Genomic DNA, 17224 nt, shown 5'->3' with positions numbered 1-17224 from the left:
ACAGGCCGTACGTACTGATCGAAGCAGCTGCGAGAAGCCGTAGGTGCATCGTTAAATTGCACACAATCCAGCCAGTGGCAAGGCCTTATGAATGGGCGCGATCACCCAGCCGAGAAAGGCAATCCGGTTTTCCCCCGCGCGCCGTTCTCCGGATCGGAGCAGCTAATCATATGGCTTAAAAATGACGTTTTTTCTCAACATTCTATGTAAGGATGCATTCTGGTTCGAGTGGCAATCAGCTTCCGACGGGTGGTAATCGACGGGAAAGGCCACGATTCTTCTCAGGATAGCGTATGCAATAAAATACGATCTCTCGCCCGCTCCTCTTCTGGTGGTTTCCAGTGCGATACGATTGTGAAAATCATCATACCGCGCGTGGTGGTTCGGCGAATGTACAATAGCCGGTTCCTGACTGTGCCTGCATGCCCGATCGATATTGACTCGCAACAGTCCAACATTCGCGGATATCCAGGACATCTATATCGGCAATTGCGTCGAAAGCTTGATCGTTTTCAGCGCAAAGCTGGAATTAAGTGAATCGATGCCGGGGAGGTGTAAAAGCGCCTTCTTCAATATTCGTTCATAGGATGTGATATCGCGCACGACGACGCGTAGCATATAGTCACTGTCTCCACTCATGGAGAAGCATTCGACGATTTCCCTGATCTCCCGCGTGGCCGCTTCAAAGGCTTCCAGCGTGGCTTCGTCATGCTGCTTCAGTTTGACCGCGACGAACACATTGGCGGACATGCCCAGCCGTTGACCGTCCAGTATCCAGGCGCGTTCTTTCACCGCGCCTTCCTGTTGCAGCCGTTTCAGCCGCCGCCAGCAGGGGGTTTGCGACAGGCCGACAATCTCCCCCAGTTCCGCGATCGACGCTTCGGGATAGCTTTGCAATGCAGAAAGGATTTTCCTGTCGATCGCATCAAGGGAAATTTCTTCTCCTAAATCGCTCATTTGAAAAATATTATTCTAATTTTAGGCTGTATGCAATCATAACTCGCAGATGATTTTCCACCAGCACGAAGGCATTCTTCCTGCAAAGGGAGAGCATTCCGACATGTCGAATCGACAAAAACTCAGCCTTCATATTCCAGAGCCGATAGCCCGTCCCGGCGATGCGGCAAGTTTTGACGGCATGGTCCTTCCAGCCGCTGGTGAAACGCGATGTCCGCCGGTTTTGGGCGCGGAGCCATCCATGCGCGACATGCCCTTCGGCCTTGTCCGCGTTCTCGATGAAAAGGGCGTCGCGACCGGCCCGTGGAACCCGCAATTGTCCCCCGCCGTCATGCGCGATGGCCTGAAAGCCATGTTGCTGACCCGCGCCTTTGACGAGCGGCTGTTCCGCGCACATCGGCAGGGCAAGACCAGCTTCTACATGAAGTCGACCGGGGAGGAGGCGATTGCCGTCGCCCAATCGATGGTGCTGGGCAAGGGCGACATGTGCTTTCCCACCTATCGCGTGCTGGGCTGGCTGATGGCGCGGTGTTATCCGCTGATCGATCTGGTGAATCAGATATTCTCCAACGCCCGTGATCCGCTCAAGGGGCGGCAGTTGCCGATCCTCTATTCGGCGCGGGACTATGGCTTTTATTCGCTGTCGGGCAATGTCGGCAGTCGTTTCGGCCATGCCGTGGGCTGGGCCATGGCCTCCGCCTATAAGGAAGACGACAAGATCGCGCTGGCCTATATCGGCGAGGGTACGACGGCGGAGGGCGACTTTCACGAGGCGCTGACCTTCGCCAGCGTCTATCGCGCCCCGACGCTGCTGTGCGTGACCAACAACCAGTGGGCGATCTCCACCTTTTCAGGCATTGCGGGCGCTGATCAGACGACCTTCGCGGCTAAGGCCATCGCTTACGGCATTCCCGGCATCCGGGTCGACGGCAACGATTTCCTCGCCGTCTGGGCGGCGACCCAATGGGCGGCGGAGCGGGCGCGATCCAATCTGGGCAGCACGCTGATCGAACTGTTCACCTATCGCGCCGCGGGCCATTCGACGTCCGACGACCCCACCAAATACCGCCCCGCCGACGAGGCGCAGCATTGGCCGCTGGGCGATCCGGTCGATCGGTTGAAGGCGCATCTCATCGCGCTAGGCGAGTGGGACGAGGACCGGCACGCCGCGGTGATCGAGGAATTGGACGGGCTGGTCCGGGCCGCCGTCAAGGAAGCCGAAGCTGTCGGGACTTTGGGCAAATCCAAGCCCAGCGTCGCGGAAATGTTCGAAGGTGTGTTCAAGGAGCCGGACTGGCGCGTGATTGAACAACGGCGGGAAATGGGAATCTGAACATGCCTACGATGAACATGATTCAGGCGATCAACTCGGCCCTGGACGTCAAGCTGCGCGAAGATCCCGACACGCTGATCTTCGGCGAGGATGTCGGCTATTTCGGCGGCGTCTTTCGCGTGACGGAGGGATTGCAGAAGAAATATGGCGCCAAGCGCTGCTTCGACGCCCCGATCAGTGAGGGCGGGATCATCGCGACCGCCATAGGCATGGGCGCCTATGGCTTGCGGCCGATCCCGGAAATCCAGTTTGCCGACTATATATTGCCCGCCTTCGACCAGTTGGTGTCGGAAGCGGCGCGGCTGCGCTATCGTTCCAATGGCGAGTTCTGGGCGCCGATCACGGTGCGCAGCCCCTATGGCGGCGGTATTTTCGGCGGCCAGACGCATAGCCAGAGCCCGGAGGCAATTTTCGCGCATATTACCGGGCTGAAGACGGTCATTCCATCCACCCCTTATGATGCCAAGGGTTTGCTGATCGCGGCGATCGAGGATGACGATCCGGTCATCTTCCTGGAGCCGAAGCGCCTCTATAATGGCCCCTTTGATGGCCGCCACGATCAGGCGCTGAAGACATGGGCGGGCGTGCCGGAAGCCGAAGTGCCGGAGGAACGATACGCCATTCCACTGGGCAAGGCTGCGGTCGTGCGGAAAGGTTCGGCCGTCACCGTGCTGGCCTACGGCACGATGGTCCATGTCGCCAAGGCGGGCATAGAGGAAGCGGGCGTTGACGCGGAACTGATTGATCTGCGCTCCATTGTGCCGCTGGATATCGACACCATCGTTGCGTCGGTCGCCAAGACCGGGCGCTGCGTCATCCTGCATGAAGCGTCGCGCTTCGGCGGCTTTGGCGGCGAATTGTCGGCGCTTATTCAGGAGCGCTGTTTCTGGGCGCTGCGCAGCCCGATCGAGCGGGTGGCCGGTTGGGATACACCTTACCCCCACGCCTTTGAGTGGGACTATTTCCCAGGGCCAGGACGGTTGGCCAAGGCGCTGCACCGCGTGATGGAGAATAAGTGATGGGCCTCTATGCATTTCGTCTGCCCGACGTCGGCGAGGGCGTGGCCGAGGCAGAGATCGTCGTCTGGCACGTCAAGGTTGGCGACACGGTCAAGGAAGACCAGAGTCTGGTCGATGTCATGACCGACAAAGCCACGGTGGACATGACGGCGCCGGTCGATGGTGTCGTCACGGCCATATATGGCGAGATCGGATCGATGATGTCGGTCGGGTCGGTGCTGGTCGAACTGGAGGTGGAAGGCGAGGGCAATGTGGCCGGGACCCCGGCGCAGGTCGCCGCTGCGCCTGCCGCTCCTGCGCCCGCCGCCCGGATGGAGGATATGGCTCCAGCTCCCGCTCCTGTCGTTCAGTCTGCCGCCGCTCCGCGCAGTCCGGCTGCCTCTGGTCCGGCCTTTGCTACCCGCCAGCCTGGCGATGCGCCGGTCGCTTCGCCCGCGACGCGCCGCCGTGCCCATGAACTGGGCATCTCGCTGCAATATGTGCCGGGATCCGGCCCCGGCGGGCGCATCACCGCCGAGGATCTGGACGCCTATGTCGCGTCGGACGGCAAGCTGGGCGTGGTGGGCGGCGGTCTGTCTCCGCGCACGGACATCGCCGACACGAAGATCATCGGCCTGCGCCGCAAGATCGCGGAGAAGATGCAGGACGCCAAGCGCCGCATCCCGCATATTGCCTATGTCGAGGAATGCGACCTGACGCAGCTGGAGGCGCTGCGCGTCGACCTGAATGCGCATCGCGGGGAGGGGCAACCCAAGCTGACCCTGCTGCCCTTTTTCATGCGCGCGCTGGTCAAGGCTTTGCCTGATTTTCCGCAGATCAACGCCCGCTATGATGATGAAGAGGGCGTGCTGCACAGCTATGACGGCGTGCATATCGGCATCGCCACGCAGACGCCGGGCGGCCTCATGGTGCCGGTTGTCCGTCATGCGGAGGCGCGGGACATATGGGATTGCGCCCGCGAGCTTACCCGCGTGGCTGAAGCTGCGCGTAACGGCAAGGCGAGCCGGGAGGAGCTGTCCGGTTCGACCATCACTCTCACCAGTCTTGGCCCCATTGGCGGCATCGTGACGACGCCCGTGATCAATCATCCCGAAGTCGCGATCCTTGCTCCCAACAAGCTGGTTGATCGGCCGGTGATCGAGGGCAGCTTCGTGACCGTGCGCAAGATGATGAACCTGTCCTCCTCCTTCGACCATCGCATCGTCGATGGTTGGGACGCCGCGCAGTTCATTCAGCGGATGAAGCGCCTGCTGGAACATCCCGCCCTCATTTTCATGGATTGACCCGATGACGCAGATTTTGACTCCCAAAGTGCTTGTCGTGGGCGGCGGGCCGGGCGGCTATGTTGCCGCCATCCGCGCCGGACAGTTGGGCCTGGACACCGTGCTGGTGGAGGCGGACCGGCTGGGCGGCACCTGCCTGATCCGGGGCTGTATCCCGTCCAAGGCGCTGATCCACGCCGCCGGTCTGTACGAGGAAGTGTTTGCCGCCAGCGCGCCAGAGGGGCGTTTCGGTATCCGCGCATCCGCTCCGACGCTGGACTTTGCCGAAACCATCGCGTGGAAGGCCGGGATCGTTGACAGGCTGAGCGGCGGCGTCGCGGGTCTGCTGCGCAAGGCGAAGGTCAAGGTGGTGAAGGGCTGGGCGACCTTCACCGATGCCAAATCTTGCATGGTCACGGGCGGCGATGAGGATGTCATCATCCGGCCGGAGCATGTGATCCTAGCCAACGGCTCCACTTCGGTCGAGCTGCCCTTCCTGCCATTTGGTGGGCCGGTCATCGGGTCCAATGAGGCGCTATCGCTGACGGAGGTGCCCAAGCGGCTCGTCGTAGTCGGCGGCGGCTATATCGGGCTGGAACTGGGCACAGCTTTCGCGAAAATGGGCGCCGAGGTTTCGGTGGTCGAGGCGCAGGATCGCATCCTGCCGCTCTACGACACTGGCCTGACGGACCCGGTGCGCCGCTGGCTGGAACAGCGTGGCGTGGCGCTGCATCTGGGCGCGAAGGCGCTGGGGCTGGCCGGAAGCGGGCTGGAGATTGAGAGCGCGGCGGGCGAACGCATGGTGCTGCCTGCCGATCGCATCATCGTGACGGTCGGCCGGCGTCCCCTGACCGAAGGTTGGGGGCTGGCGGCGATGGCGCTGAAAATGGACGGCCGCTTCATCGCAGTGGACGATCGTTGCGCGACCTCGACCACCAATGTCTGGGCGATCGGCGATCTGGTAGGCGAGCCAATGCTGGCGCACAAGGCGTCCGCGCAGGGTGAAATGGTGGCGGAGATCATCGCGGGCAAGCGGCGGCGCTTCGATCCGGCAGGGATCGTGGCGGTCTGTTTCACAGAACCGGAGATCGTCAGCATCGGCCTGACACCTGATAACGTCCCCGCCGATGTGGAAGTGGTCAGCGGCCAGTTTCCCTTCCAGGCCAACGGCCGGGCGCTTTCCATGGATGCGGGCGGTGTCGGCGGCTTCGTGCGTGTGGTGGCGCGCAAGGCCGATCATCGCATCCTGGGGATTCAGGCGGTCGGCAAGCATGTGTCCGAATTTGCCGGGGAATTTGCGACGCTGTTGGAAATGGGCGCGGTGCTAGGAGATGTCGCGGGCATCATCCACGCACACCCGACACTGGGCGAAGCGGTGCATGAAAGCGCGCTGAAGGCTCTGGGCCACGCCATCCATATCTGATCGATTATCGATGCCGGAAGGGGCGGCGTGCCGATCGCGCGCGGCCCCTTTTTGCTTCAGGCGATGCGCGGCAGCCAGGGCCGCTCGCGCTGGCTGCGCTCTTCAAAGGCGGTGATCTCGTCCGCCTGCGCCAGCGTCATGCCGATCTCGTCGAGGCCGTTCAGCAGGCAATGTTTGCGGAAGGCGTCGAATTCGAACGCAAAATGGTCGCCCTCTTCCGTGGAGACGCTCTGCGTGTCGAGGTCGATGGTCAGCGGCCCATTTTGCGCGGCGACCAGCAGCCGGTCCACCACAGACTGATCCAGCGTCACGGTCAGCAGGCCGTTCTTGAAGGCATTGCCCGAAAAAATGTCGGAAAAGCTGGGCGCGATCACGGCGTCGATGCCCATGTCCATGATCGCCCAGACGGCATGTTCCCGGCTGGAGCCGCAGCCGAAGTTGTCGCCCGCGACGATGATGGTCGCACCCTGATTGGCGGGTTCCTCAAAGATATTGCCGGGTTTGGCCCGGATCGATTCGAACGCCACCCGGCCAAGGCCAAGGCGGCTGATGGTCTTGAGATACGGCCCCGGAAGGATGATGTCGGTGTCGATATTCTTAAGTCCCAACGGGACGGCGCGACCGCTGATGCGGTTGACCTTCTTCATGATGATTTCCCTTGTTTCAGGCGTGTTCGATGGTGCGCACATCGGTCAGATGGCCGGTCACGGCGGCGGCCGCCGCTATGGCCGGGCTGACCAGATGGGTGCGCGATCCAGGCCCCTGCCGGTCGACGAAATTGCGGTTGGATGTCGAGGCGCAACGTTCCCCAGACGGTATCTTGTCCGGGTTCATCGCGAGGCAGGCGGAGCAGCCCGGCTCCCGCCATTCGAAGCCGGCGTCCAGAAAGACCCGGTCCAGCCCTTCGGCCTCCGCCTGCTGCTTGACGAGGCCGGAACCCGGCACCACCATCGCCTGCCGCACATTGGCCGCGACCTTGCGCCCGCGCAGGATGGCGGCGGCGGCGCGCAGATCCTCTATGCGGCTGTTGGTGCAGGAACCGATGAAGATATTCTCGATACTGACGTCCTGCATCGGCGTGCCTGGTGTCAGGTCCATATAGTCGAGCGACCGGCGGGCCGCGTTCTGTTTGGACGGATCGGCGAAGCTGCCGGGTTCGGGCACCGATCCGGTGATCGCCACGACATCCTCCGGGCTGGTGCCCCAGGTCACGCAGGGCGCGATGTTCGCCGCGTCGATCAGAACCGATCGGTCATAGGCGGCGCCCTCGTCGCTTGCCAGCGTCCGCCAATAGGCTACCGCATCATCCCAGTCCTGCCCGACGGGCGCCATGGGCCGCCCCTTCAGATAGGCGAAGGTCTTTTCGTCGGGGGCTATGATGCCGGCGCGCGCGCCCGCCTCGATCGACATGTTGCAGACGGTCAGCCGGCCTTCGACCGACATGTCGCGGAAGATATTGCCGGTATATTCGATCACATGGCCGTTGCCGCCCGCCGCGCCAAGAACGCCGATGATGTGGAGGATGACGTCCTTGGGCGTGACGCCAATGCCCAGCGTCCCTTCTACCCGCACTTCCAGCGTCCGTGAAGCGCTGAGCAGCAGGGTCTGGGTCGCCAACACATGCTCCACTTCGGACGTGCCGATGCCGAAGGCGAGCGCGCCCATGCCGCCATGAGCTGATGTGTGGCTGTCGCCGCATACGATGGTCGTGCCGGGTAGGGAAAAGCCTTGTTCCGGGCCGACGACATGAACGATGCCCTGTTCGGGCGCCAGCGCATCGAAATATTTGATGCCGAATGCGGGCGCATTTTCCGCCAGCGCCGCCAGTTGCGCCGCCGATTCCGGGTCACTGATCGGCAGCGGCGAACCGTCCGCTGCGCGGCGGCCCGTGGTGGGTAGATTGTGGTCGGGCAGCGCCAGCGTATAGTCGGGCCTTCGAACTCTGCGCCCGGCCAACCGCAGCGCTTCGAACGCTTGGGGACTGGTGACTTCATGCACCAGGTGTCGGTCGACATAGACCAGGCAGGTGTCGTCTTCGCGTCGGTTCACGACGTGGGCGTCCCATATCTTCTGGTACAGCGTGCGTGGGGTGTTGCTCGACATGGGCCGGAAACTCTTGAGAGAGGGGCGGCGATGCAGCGCCAATCAAAGTATGCAATATAAGGTTAGAAATTTCGCGTCAATGCGGCGAGCTCCATGTTCGATCACAAGGAAATAGGCGAAAATTCCTTTTAAATAATCGAAAAGGCGCCATTTTATGGCAATCCGACATGTGCGAACGGGGTTGAGCTGCTCGCTTGAGCAATTTAAAAAGGTGTGCAATATAAGAAGCAGCGAGCCGGAATGAGATACTCGACGGCCCAGTCCCAATCGAAGGACCAGATATTGTCCCATAATGCCCCTCCTATAGTCGATGCCGATCCTTTCGATGATGCGTCGTTGAGCAACCCCCATGGCTGGCAGCAGTTTTTGAGAAACGCGGGGACGGTCATCTATCTGCCGAAATATGACTGCTATGCGGTTGGCCGTTATGAAGAGGTCAAGGAAGCGCTCAGCGATCATGAGAATTTCTCTTCGGCCGACGGGACGGGCCTTGGTTCGCTCGGCAAGGGAACGGCGCAGCGTCCGCGATCGCCGATCATCGAAGTCGATCCGCCCGAACATGCCGCTGTTCGGCGGCCGATGAACAATATCCTGTCGCCCAAGCTGGTGAAGGAATGGGTAGAGGCCTTTGCTGCCAGCGCCGTGCGCGTTGTCGATCGGGCACTGGAACAGGATCAGTTCGAAATCATCAGCCAGATTGTCGAACCCTTCGTGCTGGACGCATTTCCGGATTTTCTAGGCATTGGAGAGGAAGGTAGGGAAAACTTTCTGCTGATCGGCGATTACGCGCTGAACTCTCTTGGTCCCGACAATGAACTCTATCGGAAGTCTGCTGAGGCGGCGCAGCCGGTGCTGGGCTGGATGGCATCCAAATATGATCGGGAGGCGATGACGCCGGGGCGCTTTGGCGCGCGGATCTGGAACGGGGTGGACGAGGGCAAGATCGCGCCGGGCATTGGCGCCGATCTGGTTCGAACATTCCTGCGCGGCGGCACCGACACGGTCATCAGCGGACTGGGAACGTTGCTGGCGGAGCTGGTGCGAAATCCCGATCAATGGCAGATATTGCGGGAAGACCGTTCGAAAATGACCACGGCCATCGATGAGGCGATCCGTCTGGAATCGCCCGCCCAATCCATGTTCCGCAGCACGCGGCGTCAGGTCGAACTGGGCGGCTATGTGCTGGAGGAGGGCAAGAAGATTCTTTGTTCTATCGGCGCTGCCAATCGCGATCCGGCACGCTGGCCCGATGCCGACAAGTTCAACCTCAACCGGTCGATTCAGGGGCATCTGGGCTTTGGCGTGGGGGTCCATTTCTGTATCGGCCAGCGGCTCGCCCGCGCGGAGACGGAGGCGATCCTTCAGGCTCTGCTCGACAGGGTGGAGCGTTTCGATGCGGTGAGCGAACCGGTCTGGCGGGTAAATAACGTGGCGCGACGGTTGGACAGCTTCCATGTGCGGGCCGAACGATCGCTTTCTCCGACCGTTGCACCGTAATGAACGTGGTTGTTTTGATGTGACGATTGCATGCAGTCGTGACATCCTCATCCATGCCGATGGATTGCCTTTGATGACAGTTTGAGAGGTATTACAGCAGAATTTCCAGTAAATCCGCTTGTCAATTGTTGCTGGTCCGCATACATTTGTCTGCTGAACATGCCGTAATGTCCGGCCGACGAAAATCCCGCAACAGGATAAAGAATGTCCAATTCCCGTCAACAGCAAGTGATCGATACTCTTCGGCAGATGATTCTTCATGGGATTTTTCCGGGCGGGCATCGCTTGATCGAGACGGATCTCAGCCAAAGGCTGGACATTTCCCGGACCCCCATTCGCGAAGCGCTGATCGCACTGGCGGAGGAACGGCTGGTAGAATATCGCAAAAATAAGGGTTATATCGTTCGCAGCTTCGGACTGGACGAGGTGGTGGAACGCTATGCCGTCCGGTCTGCTTTGGAAGGGCTTGCCTGCCGTCTCATAGTCGAACGCGGCATGAGCGCGGGTCTGAAGAAGCGCCTGAACGCCTGCCTTGCGGAAGGCGACGCCATTCTCGCCAAGCCGGAACTCAATGAAGGCGACACGATTTTCTGGGCGCGGATGAATGAAAATTTTCATAGCGCGATCATCGAGGAATCCGGGAACGAAACCCTGATCCAGACCTATGAGAAGGTCACGCAAATCCCCCATGCGCCGACCCGCATTCAGTGGCTGTCCGGCGCGAACAAGCGCCAGCCATTCGAAACGTTCCACAAGGATCATCATGCCTTGGTGCAGATGCTCCAGGAGAAAGGCGGCAAGGGCGCGGACTTGCTGATGCAGTCGCACATATTGGCATCGGCTGAATATATGACGGAACGGTTCCGCGCATCGATCGAGCCGAAGTCCGGCGCCAAGGGTAAAGACCGGGCGTTGATCGAATCCTGAGAGTGGAAAAGGAGTGGCGGGTGATGGATGCCGCCACCCGCCACTCCTTGCGTCTCAGCGCATCAGCATGCCGCCGTTGATGTCGAGGCATGCGCCATTGACGAAGGCGGCCTGTTCGGACGCCAGATAGAGCACCGCCGAAGCAATTTCGTCCGCGCGCGCGGGGCGGCCCGCCAGCGTCGGGCCGAACAGATCGTCAAACTGTTCGAAGGGGGTTCTTTCCCGCAACATCGGCGTGTCGACGGCGCCGGGCGCGACCGTATTCACGGTCATGCCATAGGGGGCCGCTTCGCCTGCCGCGACCTTGGTCAGCGTCAGCAGTCCGCCCTTGGAAATGACATAGGCGGCGGCGGCGACCGAAGGAATCTTCTGCGGCGCCATGGAGGAGATGGTAATGATGCGCGCATGCGCGACGGGCTTTGCCATGCGACGGCGCAGCATCTCGCGCAGGGCCAGAAAGCCGCCGCGCAAGTTGATGTTCATCACCTGGTCCCAATGATCCGACGGCGTTTCATGCAACCGGGGCATGGTGCCGTTTAGGAAACCGGCAGTGCCCGCCGCGGTGACCAATATGGTGAGGTCGCCCAGATCGCGCTCGACCTGATCGAACAGCGCCAGCACGTTGCTCTCACTTGTGATATCGCAGGCATAGGCGCGGTGATCGGGGCCAAGCTCCTCCGCAAGAGACTGGGCCGCGGGCAGGGCCAAATCGGCGACGGCGACATGCACGCCCTCCTTCGCGAAGGCGCGGGCGGTGGCTTCGCCGACGCCACTGGCGCCTCCGATGATCAGTGCGGACTTCATTCTTCTCTCCTGTTTCGTGTCGGGCGGAGCCGCGCTCATGCGGCCGTGTTTCGGTGGCGGTGAACGGTTGCGGTCAGCCCCTCCACGATGGAGGGGTCTTCCAGCGTGGACAGTTCGCCCGGATCTTTATCCTCGCAAATGGCCTTGAGCAGTCGGCGGACGATCTTGCCCGACCGCGTCTTGGGCAGGGCCGCGATGAAATATATGTCGTGCAGGGAGGCGATCGGACCGATACCGGCGCGAACGGCCTTGTTCAATTGCGCGGTCAGCGCGTCGCCGGGCGTGGCGTCGCTTTTCAGCACGACAAAGGCCACCGGCACTTCATTCTTGATCGGGTCATTGACGCCGATGACGGCGCTTTCCGCGACGGCGTCCTGTGCGTTCAGCACTTCCTCGACCTCACGCGTGCCCAGGCGGTGGCCGGCGACATTGATGATATCGTCCGACCGACCGAGCATGGTAATATAGCCTTCCGCGTCGCGGGTAGCCCAGTCGAAGGTGGAATAATATTGCCGCCCGCCCAGCGTGACGAAATAGGTTTCTTCATAATGGGCATCGTTCCGCCACAGCGTCGATAACGTTCCGGGGGGCAAGGGCGTGGCGATGGCTAGCAGGCCCTTCTCGCCCGATTCCACGACCTGTCCCGTTTGTTCATGCACGATCCGCACGTCATAGCCGTAGACGGGCAGGCCGGGCGATCCTTCTTTCGCCTCAAGCTCCGCCACGCCCCGGCAGAGCGTCAGGACGGGCCAGCCGGTTTCGGTCTGCCAATAATTGTCGACCACCGCGGTGCCGGTGGCCTTCTGCCACCAACTGGCGGTGGGCGCGTCCAGCGGCTCCCCGGCGACGAAGATGGTGTCGAGCGAAGAAAGGTCTATGCCTTCCAGCGCCGCCTCTCCACTCTTGCGCAACACGCGCAGCGCAGTGGGTGAGGTGAATAGCAATTTGGTGCGATAGCGTTCGACGATGCGCCACACTATGCTGGCATCCGGGTAGGTCGGCGCGCCTTCGAACAGGATCGTCGTCATGCCCGCCAGCAGCGGCCCGTAGACAATGTAGGAATGGCCCACCACCCAGCCGATGTCCGACGCCGTAAGCATCGCGTCGCCCGGTCCGCCGCGAAAAATATGGTCCATCGATGCGCGCAGCGCGACGGCATAGCCGCCCGTGTCCCGCTGAACGCCCTTGGGACGGCCGGTGGTGCCGCTGGTGTAGAGAATGTAGCTGGGGTGCGAGGCAGGCAGGGCGACCGGCTCGACCTTCGCTCCGCCTTGGGCGGCGAGCGTCGAGCGGGCATCAACATCGCGCTCACCACGCTCGAACGGCGCAAAGCCGCGATCCACCATGACGATATGATCGGGGCGATGCGTTGCGGCGGCCAGCGCGCCGTCCAGCAGCGGGCGATAGGGAATGACCTGGCCCATGCGGCGACCGGCATCGGCGCTGATGATCACTTTCGGTTCGGCGTCGTCGATCCGCACGGCCAGCGCGCCGCTGGCGAAGCCGCCGAAGACCACCGCGTGGATCGCCCCGATCCGCGCGCAGGCGAGCATGGCGAAGACCGCTTCCGGGATCATCGGCATGTAGATCAGCACGCGGTCGCCGACGCCCACGTTCAGGTCGCGCAGCATGGCGGCCCAGCCGTTCACCTGATGCAGCAGTTCTGCGTAGCTGAAGCGCCGTTCCTCGCCGGTTTCCCCCGATATGAAGACCAGCGCGGCCTGCTCCGGCTGCGATGCGGCCCAGCGGTCGACGGCATTATGACACAGGTTGATCGTGCCATCGGTGAACCAGTTGGAAAAGGGCGGCTGATGGTCGAGGGCACTGGAAGGCGGCGTCGACCATTCGACCTTCTTCGCCTCGCCAAGCCAGAAAGTCTCCGGATCGGATAGGGAGGCGTCGTGAAACCGGGCGTAGCTTTCCGCCGCTGTCGTCTGGACCATGATCATGTCGAACCTGAAGAATATGCTGATGAAAGAGATTGGCGCTGGATCAGTTGATTCGCCGGGCCTGATCGCTCCAAAAAGCTTCGCGCAGTTCGCGGCGCAATATCTTGCCCGACGGGGTGCGCGGTAACTGGTCGCGGAAGGTGACGGCTTTGGGGAGCTTATAGCCCGCGATCCGCTCGCGCGCCCAGTCGATGATGCTTTGCGGATCTTCGGGGCTGCCATGTCTGAGCACGACGATCGCCATGACCGTTTCACCCCATTTTGGGTCGGGCACGCCGATCACGGCGACATCGGCCACGGCAGGATGGCCGAAGATCGCATTTTCGACCTCCGCCGGATAGACATTCTCGCCGCCGGACACGATCATGTCCTTGATGCGGTCGTGCAGAAACAGATAGCCTTCGGCATTAAAGAAACCAGCATCGCCGGTCTTGAACCAGCCATCGACAAAGGCCATCGCGGTCGCTTCGGGATCGTTCCAATAGCCGGGAGTGACGTTCGCGCCGCGAATCTGGACCTCGCCCACACCGCCTACCGGCGCTGCTTCGCCATTTTCGCCGATCACGCGGATTTCGACGCCGGGGCTGGGCCGACCGCAGGATCGCAACAGGCCCTTAGCCGCGTCGTGCTCGACCGAAGGCAGGAAGGTGGCCGTGCCGGTCGTTTCGGTCAGGCCGTAAAGCTGGATGAAGTCGCAGCCGAACAGAGCCGACGCCTGCTTCAGCAATTCTTCGGAAATGGGCGCGGTGCCATAGGCTATGGTGCGCACGAAAGAGAGATCCTCTTCCTTCGCGGCCGACGCCTGGACGAGACTGAGCAGGATCGCCGGGACGAGGAAGGCGTCCGTGATCCGGTGCTGGACGATCAGGTCGAGCAGGATCGGCGCCTTGGCTTCCGTTGCGAGCACCACCGTCCCGCCGCTGGCCAGCGCGTGCAGGCTGATCGCAAGGCCCGCGACATGGAAGAGGGGCAGCGGCACCAGCACATTGCTGCCAGCATAATCCAGGCCGATCTGCGGGAAGCAGCGGAAAACGGTGGTGAAATTATCATGGGTCAGCTGGACGCCTTTAGGCCGCCCGGTTGTGCCGGAAGTATAAAGGCGCATGGCCTCCCCCTCCAGTTGGAAGTGAGGCGGCGTTGTCCTGGCATGCCTGTCGCGCCAACGCGCATATTCCGTGTCGCTCTGGTCGTCACCGTCGAGAAAGATGAGTTCGAGCGGGTAGGGCGCGGTTTCCTTCAGCGCCAACGCGGCATCGCGATAGGCTTCGTCGGCGAAAAGGATCGCCGGTTCGGACAGGCGCATGATTTCGCGCAGTTCGGGCACGGACAGGCGCCAGTTGAGCGGCAGGAAAATGTTCGCCGAACGCGCCGTGCCTAGCAATATTTCGTACAGCAGCGGGGAGGATTGCGATAGAAAGGCGATGGTCCGCGCTTTGCAGGGCATCCCGGCAAGGCCGCTCGCGACCGCATCGGCGCGTTGATCGAGCGTACCGAAGCTGATCGCGGTGTCGCGCAGGATGATTGCGTCGCGCTCGCTGTTTTCGGGATTGCGCGCAATCTCCCTGATTGAGTTGGCTATGCGCTGGATGGCGTTTTCAGTTCCGGCGGTCACGCCTATTCCTTTCCTATCGTCAGCCTATATTGTATGCAGTTTAGGGTGTGAATGGTCAAGCTTGTAAGCCGTCGGGAAGTCTGTATCTACAGAATATGCAAGAATTTTGGTGGATGATCGGCATGCTTTCTCGATTGACCGTTGTGCGGCATCGACTATTCCGTGTGCATTTATGTGATTATCTCTGACTGAAGCGCCGCCCGATCGTTGTGGCTACTCGGTTGGATCAATAGGAGGATGTTCAATGTTGATGCCAGGCAAGCCCTTTCCGGAACTGGATGTCTCCCTGTTGCGGGGCGGCCAATGGACGCTGGCCGGGTCGTCTCGTGACCTGGCGCTCATCAATGTTATTCGGGGGCATTTTTGTACCTATTGTCACGAATCGGTGGTCGACCTGAATGCGCGGGTCGACGCATTCAAAGCGATCGGCATCGACGTCGTCACGACCAGCACGGACTCGGCCGCCGCCGCCCAAGCCATGGTGAACGAACTGGCGGTCGACCATTTACAGGTTGGCTATGGGATGAGTGAGGCTGATATCCGACGGCTCGGCCTGTTCGCAACAGAGCGCGGCGGTACGGTTTTTGCCGAGCCCGCCATCCTGGTCGTAAAGCGCAGCGGAGAAGTCTATGCTGTTTTTCAAAATTCAATCAGTTGCGGACGGACGGACATTGCTCGATTGCTGGAGGGGCTGACGTTGCTGGCGCCAGCGGGCTATCCTCTTCGCGGCAATGCCTAGAGATTTTCAAAGTCGATGGCGTATCTGCCGGCTCGGACATTATGCTGGGCCAACAGAAATCAGGGTATGATGCGCTTTCATGCCGTGGTCCCTGTTCGCGGCAAAAATTATATGCATACGAAAATTCCCTGATGACATAGGTGCGTCACTCGGAATCAAACCTGCAAATGGGGATTTCGAGACTAATCCGCACTTCGAAGACTCTTGAACCAATCAAAATTGTGTGCAATCTGAGAGGTAAGGAGAGTGTGATGACCGAAGTAATGCATGACGCCGTTGCCCCACTCAATAGCGAAGCGGATCTCGCCTATCTGAACGGTTTCGGTAACGAGATGCAGTCGGAAGCCATCGCAGGCGCTCTGCCGGCGACCAACAACCCGCGTCAGGCTCCGATGGGGCTGGTGAGCGAGCTTGTGACCGGCTCTGCCTTTGTCGCAGCACGGGCGCAAAATCTGCGGAGTTACATGTTCCGCATTCGCCCTTCCACCACCCGCGGCCCTCTGGGCGAGGTGGCCTTTCCCAATTTCCTGACGCCGCCCTTCGGCGGAAAGCCCTCGCCCAACGCTATCGGCTGGTCGCATGTCGACATGGCCAGCGCATCAGGCGATTTTCTGGATGGTATCCAGACCCTCGTCGGGAACGGGTCTCCCCGGGAGCAGGCGGGCGTTGCCATCCATGTTTATGTCGCCAACAAGTCGATGACGGGTCGCGCCTTTCTGAATGCCGATGGCGAGATGATTATCGTGCCGCAAAAGGGCCGGTTGCGGATCGTGACTGAACTGGGGCGGATGGACGTCGCGCCTTCGGAAATGGCGATCATCCCGCGTGGGGTCAAATTTCGCGTGGATCTGCTAGACCCGGTGGCGCGCGGTTATGCTTGCGAGAATTTCGGAGCACCGTTGCGTCTGCCGGAGCTGGGCTTGATCGGGTCGTTCGGTCAGGCACAGATCATCGATTTCAAGGCGCCGACCGCCTGGTTCGAAGATGACGCCCAGCCAACCGAGTTTGTGACCAAATATTATGGGGGCTTCTGGGCCACCAATCTGCCCCAGTCACCGTTCGACGTCGTTGCCTGGCGTGGCAATATGGTGCCCTACAAATATGACATGAACAGGTTCATGTCTGTCGGCAGCGTCACCTACGATCATTCGGACCCATCAATCTATTGCGCGCTGACGTCGCCAAGCGATCCAGTGATGGGCGCCAACTTCGACTTCTGCATCCTGCCGCCCCGTTGGGTAGCGGGCGATCACACGTTCCGCCCGCCTGGTTACCATCGCAATTCCGTGGTGGAATTTCTGGGCCTGCTCACGGTGCCGGAAAATGCGCCGGTAGCCGCATCGACCCTGCACAATTCCTATGTGCCGCATGGCCCAGCCACACCGATATTCGAAAAGGGCAGGGAGATGGGCGATGATCCTCAATGGCTGGGTGATGGACCCAACTTCTTCATCGAGTCCCGCTATCCGCTGGAAATCGCGCAATCCGCGCTCGAGCATCCAGCGTGCATGCACAATTATCATGAGAAATGGAGCGGGTTCCAAAGCCGCTTCGGTCAGAAATAACCACGCAGACTGGCCTGGGCGGAGGCGCATGCCT

At 61.1% G+C, this 17224-nt stretch carries 14 protein-coding genes; 8 read left to right on the top strand and 6 right to left on the bottom strand.

Annotated features, from left to right (window positions below):
• Positions 1 to 477 precede the first annotated feature (477 nt).
• Complete coding sequence (locus tag ACZ5Y5_RS20280) at positions 478 to 957, bottom strand: Lrp/AsnC family transcriptional regulator (RefSeq protein ID WP_464811888.1); 480 nt, start codon at positions 955 to 957, stop codon at positions 478 to 480.
• 103 nt (positions 958 to 1060) lie between these two features.
• On the opposite strand from ACZ5Y5_RS20280, the gene ACZ5Y5_RS20275 reads away from it, so the two are divergent.
• The 4 genes from ACZ5Y5_RS20275 to lpdA are packed head-to-tail and all read left to right on the top strand — an operon-like array spanning position 1061 to position 5994.
• Positions 1061 to 2290: a thiamine pyrophosphate-dependent enzyme gene (locus ACZ5Y5_RS20275; protein WP_464811887.1), complete on the top strand. Its 1230-nt coding sequence runs from the start codon at positions 1061 to 1063 to the stop codon at positions 2288 to 2290.
• Between the two features lie 2 nt (positions 2291 to 2292).
• Entirely contained in the window at positions 2293 to 3309 is a 1017-nt protein-coding gene (locus tag ACZ5Y5_RS20270; protein ID WP_464811886.1) for an alpha-ketoacid dehydrogenase subunit beta, read from the top strand.
• Positions 3309 to 4592 (top strand): dihydrolipoamide acetyltransferase family protein, encoded by a 1284-nt coding sequence (locus ACZ5Y5_RS20265; RefSeq protein WP_464811885.1) that lies wholly within the window; start codon positions 3309 to 3311, stop codon positions 4590 to 4592. Before ACZ5Y5_RS20270 ends, ACZ5Y5_RS20265 begins: the two co-directional genes overlap by 1 nt.
• A gap of 4 nt (positions 4593 to 4596) precedes the next feature.
• On the top strand, positions 4597 to 5994 hold the full coding sequence (gene lpdA / locus ACZ5Y5_RS20260) for a dihydrolipoyl dehydrogenase (RefSeq protein ID WP_464811884.1): 1398 nt from the start codon (positions 4597 to 4599) through the stop codon (positions 5992 to 5994).
• Positions 5995 to 6050: 56 nt separating this feature from the next.
• Here lpdA and leuD read toward each other — a convergent pair whose 3' ends face one another.
• Both leuD and leuC read right to left on the bottom strand, forming a co-directional pair.
• The gene (gene leuD, locus ACZ5Y5_RS20255) at positions 6051 to 6641 is read right to left on the bottom strand and encodes a 3-isopropylmalate dehydratase small subunit (RefSeq protein ID WP_464811883.1); all 591 of its coding nucleotides are present in this window, start codon (positions 6639 to 6641) and stop codon (positions 6051 to 6053) included.
• 16 nt (positions 6642 to 6657) lie between these two features.
• The gene (leuC, locus tag ACZ5Y5_RS20250; RefSeq protein ID WP_464811882.1) at positions 6658 to 8097 is read right to left on the bottom strand and encodes a 3-isopropylmalate dehydratase large subunit; all 1440 of its coding nucleotides are present in this window, start codon (positions 8095 to 8097) and stop codon (positions 6658 to 6660) included.
• Positions 8098 to 8337: 240 nt separating this feature from the next.
• On the opposite strand from leuC, the gene ACZ5Y5_RS20245 reads away from it, so the two are divergent.
• Both ACZ5Y5_RS20245 and ACZ5Y5_RS20240 read left to right on the top strand, forming a co-directional pair.
• Complete coding sequence (locus ACZ5Y5_RS20245) at positions 8338 to 9594, top strand: cytochrome P450 (RefSeq protein WP_464811881.1); 1257 nt, start codon at positions 8338 to 8340, stop codon at positions 9592 to 9594.
• 204 nt (positions 9595 to 9798) lie between these two features.
• Positions 9799 to 10521 (top strand): GntR family transcriptional regulator, encoded by a 723-nt coding sequence (locus tag ACZ5Y5_RS20240; RefSeq protein WP_464811880.1) that lies wholly within the window; start codon positions 9799 to 9801, stop codon positions 10519 to 10521.
• 54 nt (positions 10522 to 10575) lie between these two features.
• On the opposite strand, the gene ACZ5Y5_RS20235 is transcribed toward ACZ5Y5_RS20240, so the two are convergent.
• From ACZ5Y5_RS20235 to ACZ5Y5_RS20225, 3 genes are read right to left on the bottom strand one after another with little or no spacing between them, the layout of a single operon-like run.
• Positions 10576 to 11325 carry an SDR family NAD(P)-dependent oxidoreductase gene (locus tag ACZ5Y5_RS20235; RefSeq protein WP_464811879.1) on the bottom strand — a complete coding sequence of 250 codons (750 nt, stop codon included), beginning with the start codon at positions 11323 to 11325 and terminating at the stop codon, positions 10576 to 10578.
• Positions 11326 to 11360: 35 nt separating this feature from the next.
• The gene (gene prpE / locus ACZ5Y5_RS20230; protein WP_464811878.1) at positions 11361 to 13274 is read right to left on the bottom strand and encodes a propionate--CoA ligase; all 1914 of its coding nucleotides are present in this window, start codon (positions 13272 to 13274) and stop codon (positions 11361 to 11363) included.
• A gap of 43 nt (positions 13275 to 13317) precedes the next feature.
• The gene (locus tag ACZ5Y5_RS20225) at positions 13318 to 14886 is read right to left on the bottom strand and encodes a class I adenylate-forming enzyme family protein (RefSeq protein ID WP_464811877.1); all 1569 of its coding nucleotides are present in this window, start codon (positions 14884 to 14886) and stop codon (positions 13318 to 13320) included.
• A gap of 244 nt (positions 14887 to 15130) precedes the next feature.
• Here ACZ5Y5_RS20225 and ACZ5Y5_RS20220 point away from each other — a divergent pair, with 244 nt between their 5' ends.
• On the top strand, positions 15131 to 15625 hold the full coding sequence (locus ACZ5Y5_RS20220; RefSeq protein ID WP_464811876.1) for a redoxin domain-containing protein: 495 nt from the start codon (positions 15131 to 15133) through the stop codon (positions 15623 to 15625).
• A gap of 251 nt (positions 15626 to 15876) precedes the next feature.
• Positions 15877 to 17190, top strand: a complete 1314-nt coding sequence (locus ACZ5Y5_RS20215) for a homogentisate 1,2-dioxygenase (protein ID WP_464811875.1) — start codon at positions 15877 to 15879, stop codon at positions 17188 to 17190.
• The last annotated feature ends 34 nt before the right edge of the window (positions 17191 to 17224 follow it).

The organism is Sphingobium sp. TomTYG65 (genome assembly GCF_055395525.1).
This window is presented reverse-complemented; position numbering and strand designations above follow the sequence as displayed.

Coding starts and splice junctions, on each gene's coding strand:
- ACZ5Y5_RS20280 (WP_464811888.1), bottom strand. CDS start 957: ATGAGCGATTTAGGAGAAGAAATTTCCCTTGATGCGATCGACAGGAAA.
- ACZ5Y5_RS20275 (WP_464811887.1), top strand. CDS start 1,061: ATGTCGAATCGACAAAAACTCAGCCTTCATATTCCAGAGCCGATAGCC.
- ACZ5Y5_RS20270 (WP_464811886.1), top strand. CDS start 2,293: ATGCCTACGATGAACATGATTCAGGCGATCAACTCGGCCCTGGACGTC.
- ACZ5Y5_RS20265 (WP_464811885.1), top strand. CDS start 3,309: ATGGGCCTCTATGCATTTCGTCTGCCCGACGTCGGCGAGGGCGTGGCC.
- lpdA (WP_464811884.1), top strand. CDS start 4,597: ATGACGCAGATTTTGACTCCCAAAGTGCTTGTCGTGGGCGGCGGGCCG.
- leuD (WP_464811883.1), bottom strand. CDS start 6,641: ATGAAGAAGGTCAACCGCATCAGCGGTCGCGCCGTCCCGTTGGGACTT.
- leuC (WP_464811882.1), bottom strand. CDS start 8,097: ATGTCGAGCAACACCCCACGCACGCTGTACCAGAAGATATGGGACGCC.
- ACZ5Y5_RS20245 (WP_464811881.1), top strand. CDS start 8,338: ATGAGATACTCGACGGCCCAGTCCCAATCGAAGGACCAGATATTGTCC.
- ACZ5Y5_RS20240 (WP_464811880.1), top strand. CDS start 9,799: ATGTCCAATTCCCGTCAACAGCAAGTGATCGATACTCTTCGGCAGATG.
- ACZ5Y5_RS20235 (WP_464811879.1), bottom strand. CDS start 11,325: ATGAAGTCCGCACTGATCATCGGAGGCGCCAGTGGCGTCGGCGAAGCC.
- prpE (WP_464811878.1), bottom strand. CDS start 13,274: ATGATCATGGTCCAGACGACAGCGGCGGAAAGCTACGCCCGGTTTCAC.
- ACZ5Y5_RS20220 (WP_464811876.1), top strand. CDS start 15,131: ATGTTGATGCCAGGCAAGCCCTTTCCGGAACTGGATGTCTCCCTGTTG.
- ACZ5Y5_RS20215 (WP_464811875.1), top strand. CDS start 15,877: ATGACCGAAGTAATGCATGACGCCGTTGCCCCACTCAATAGCGAAGCG.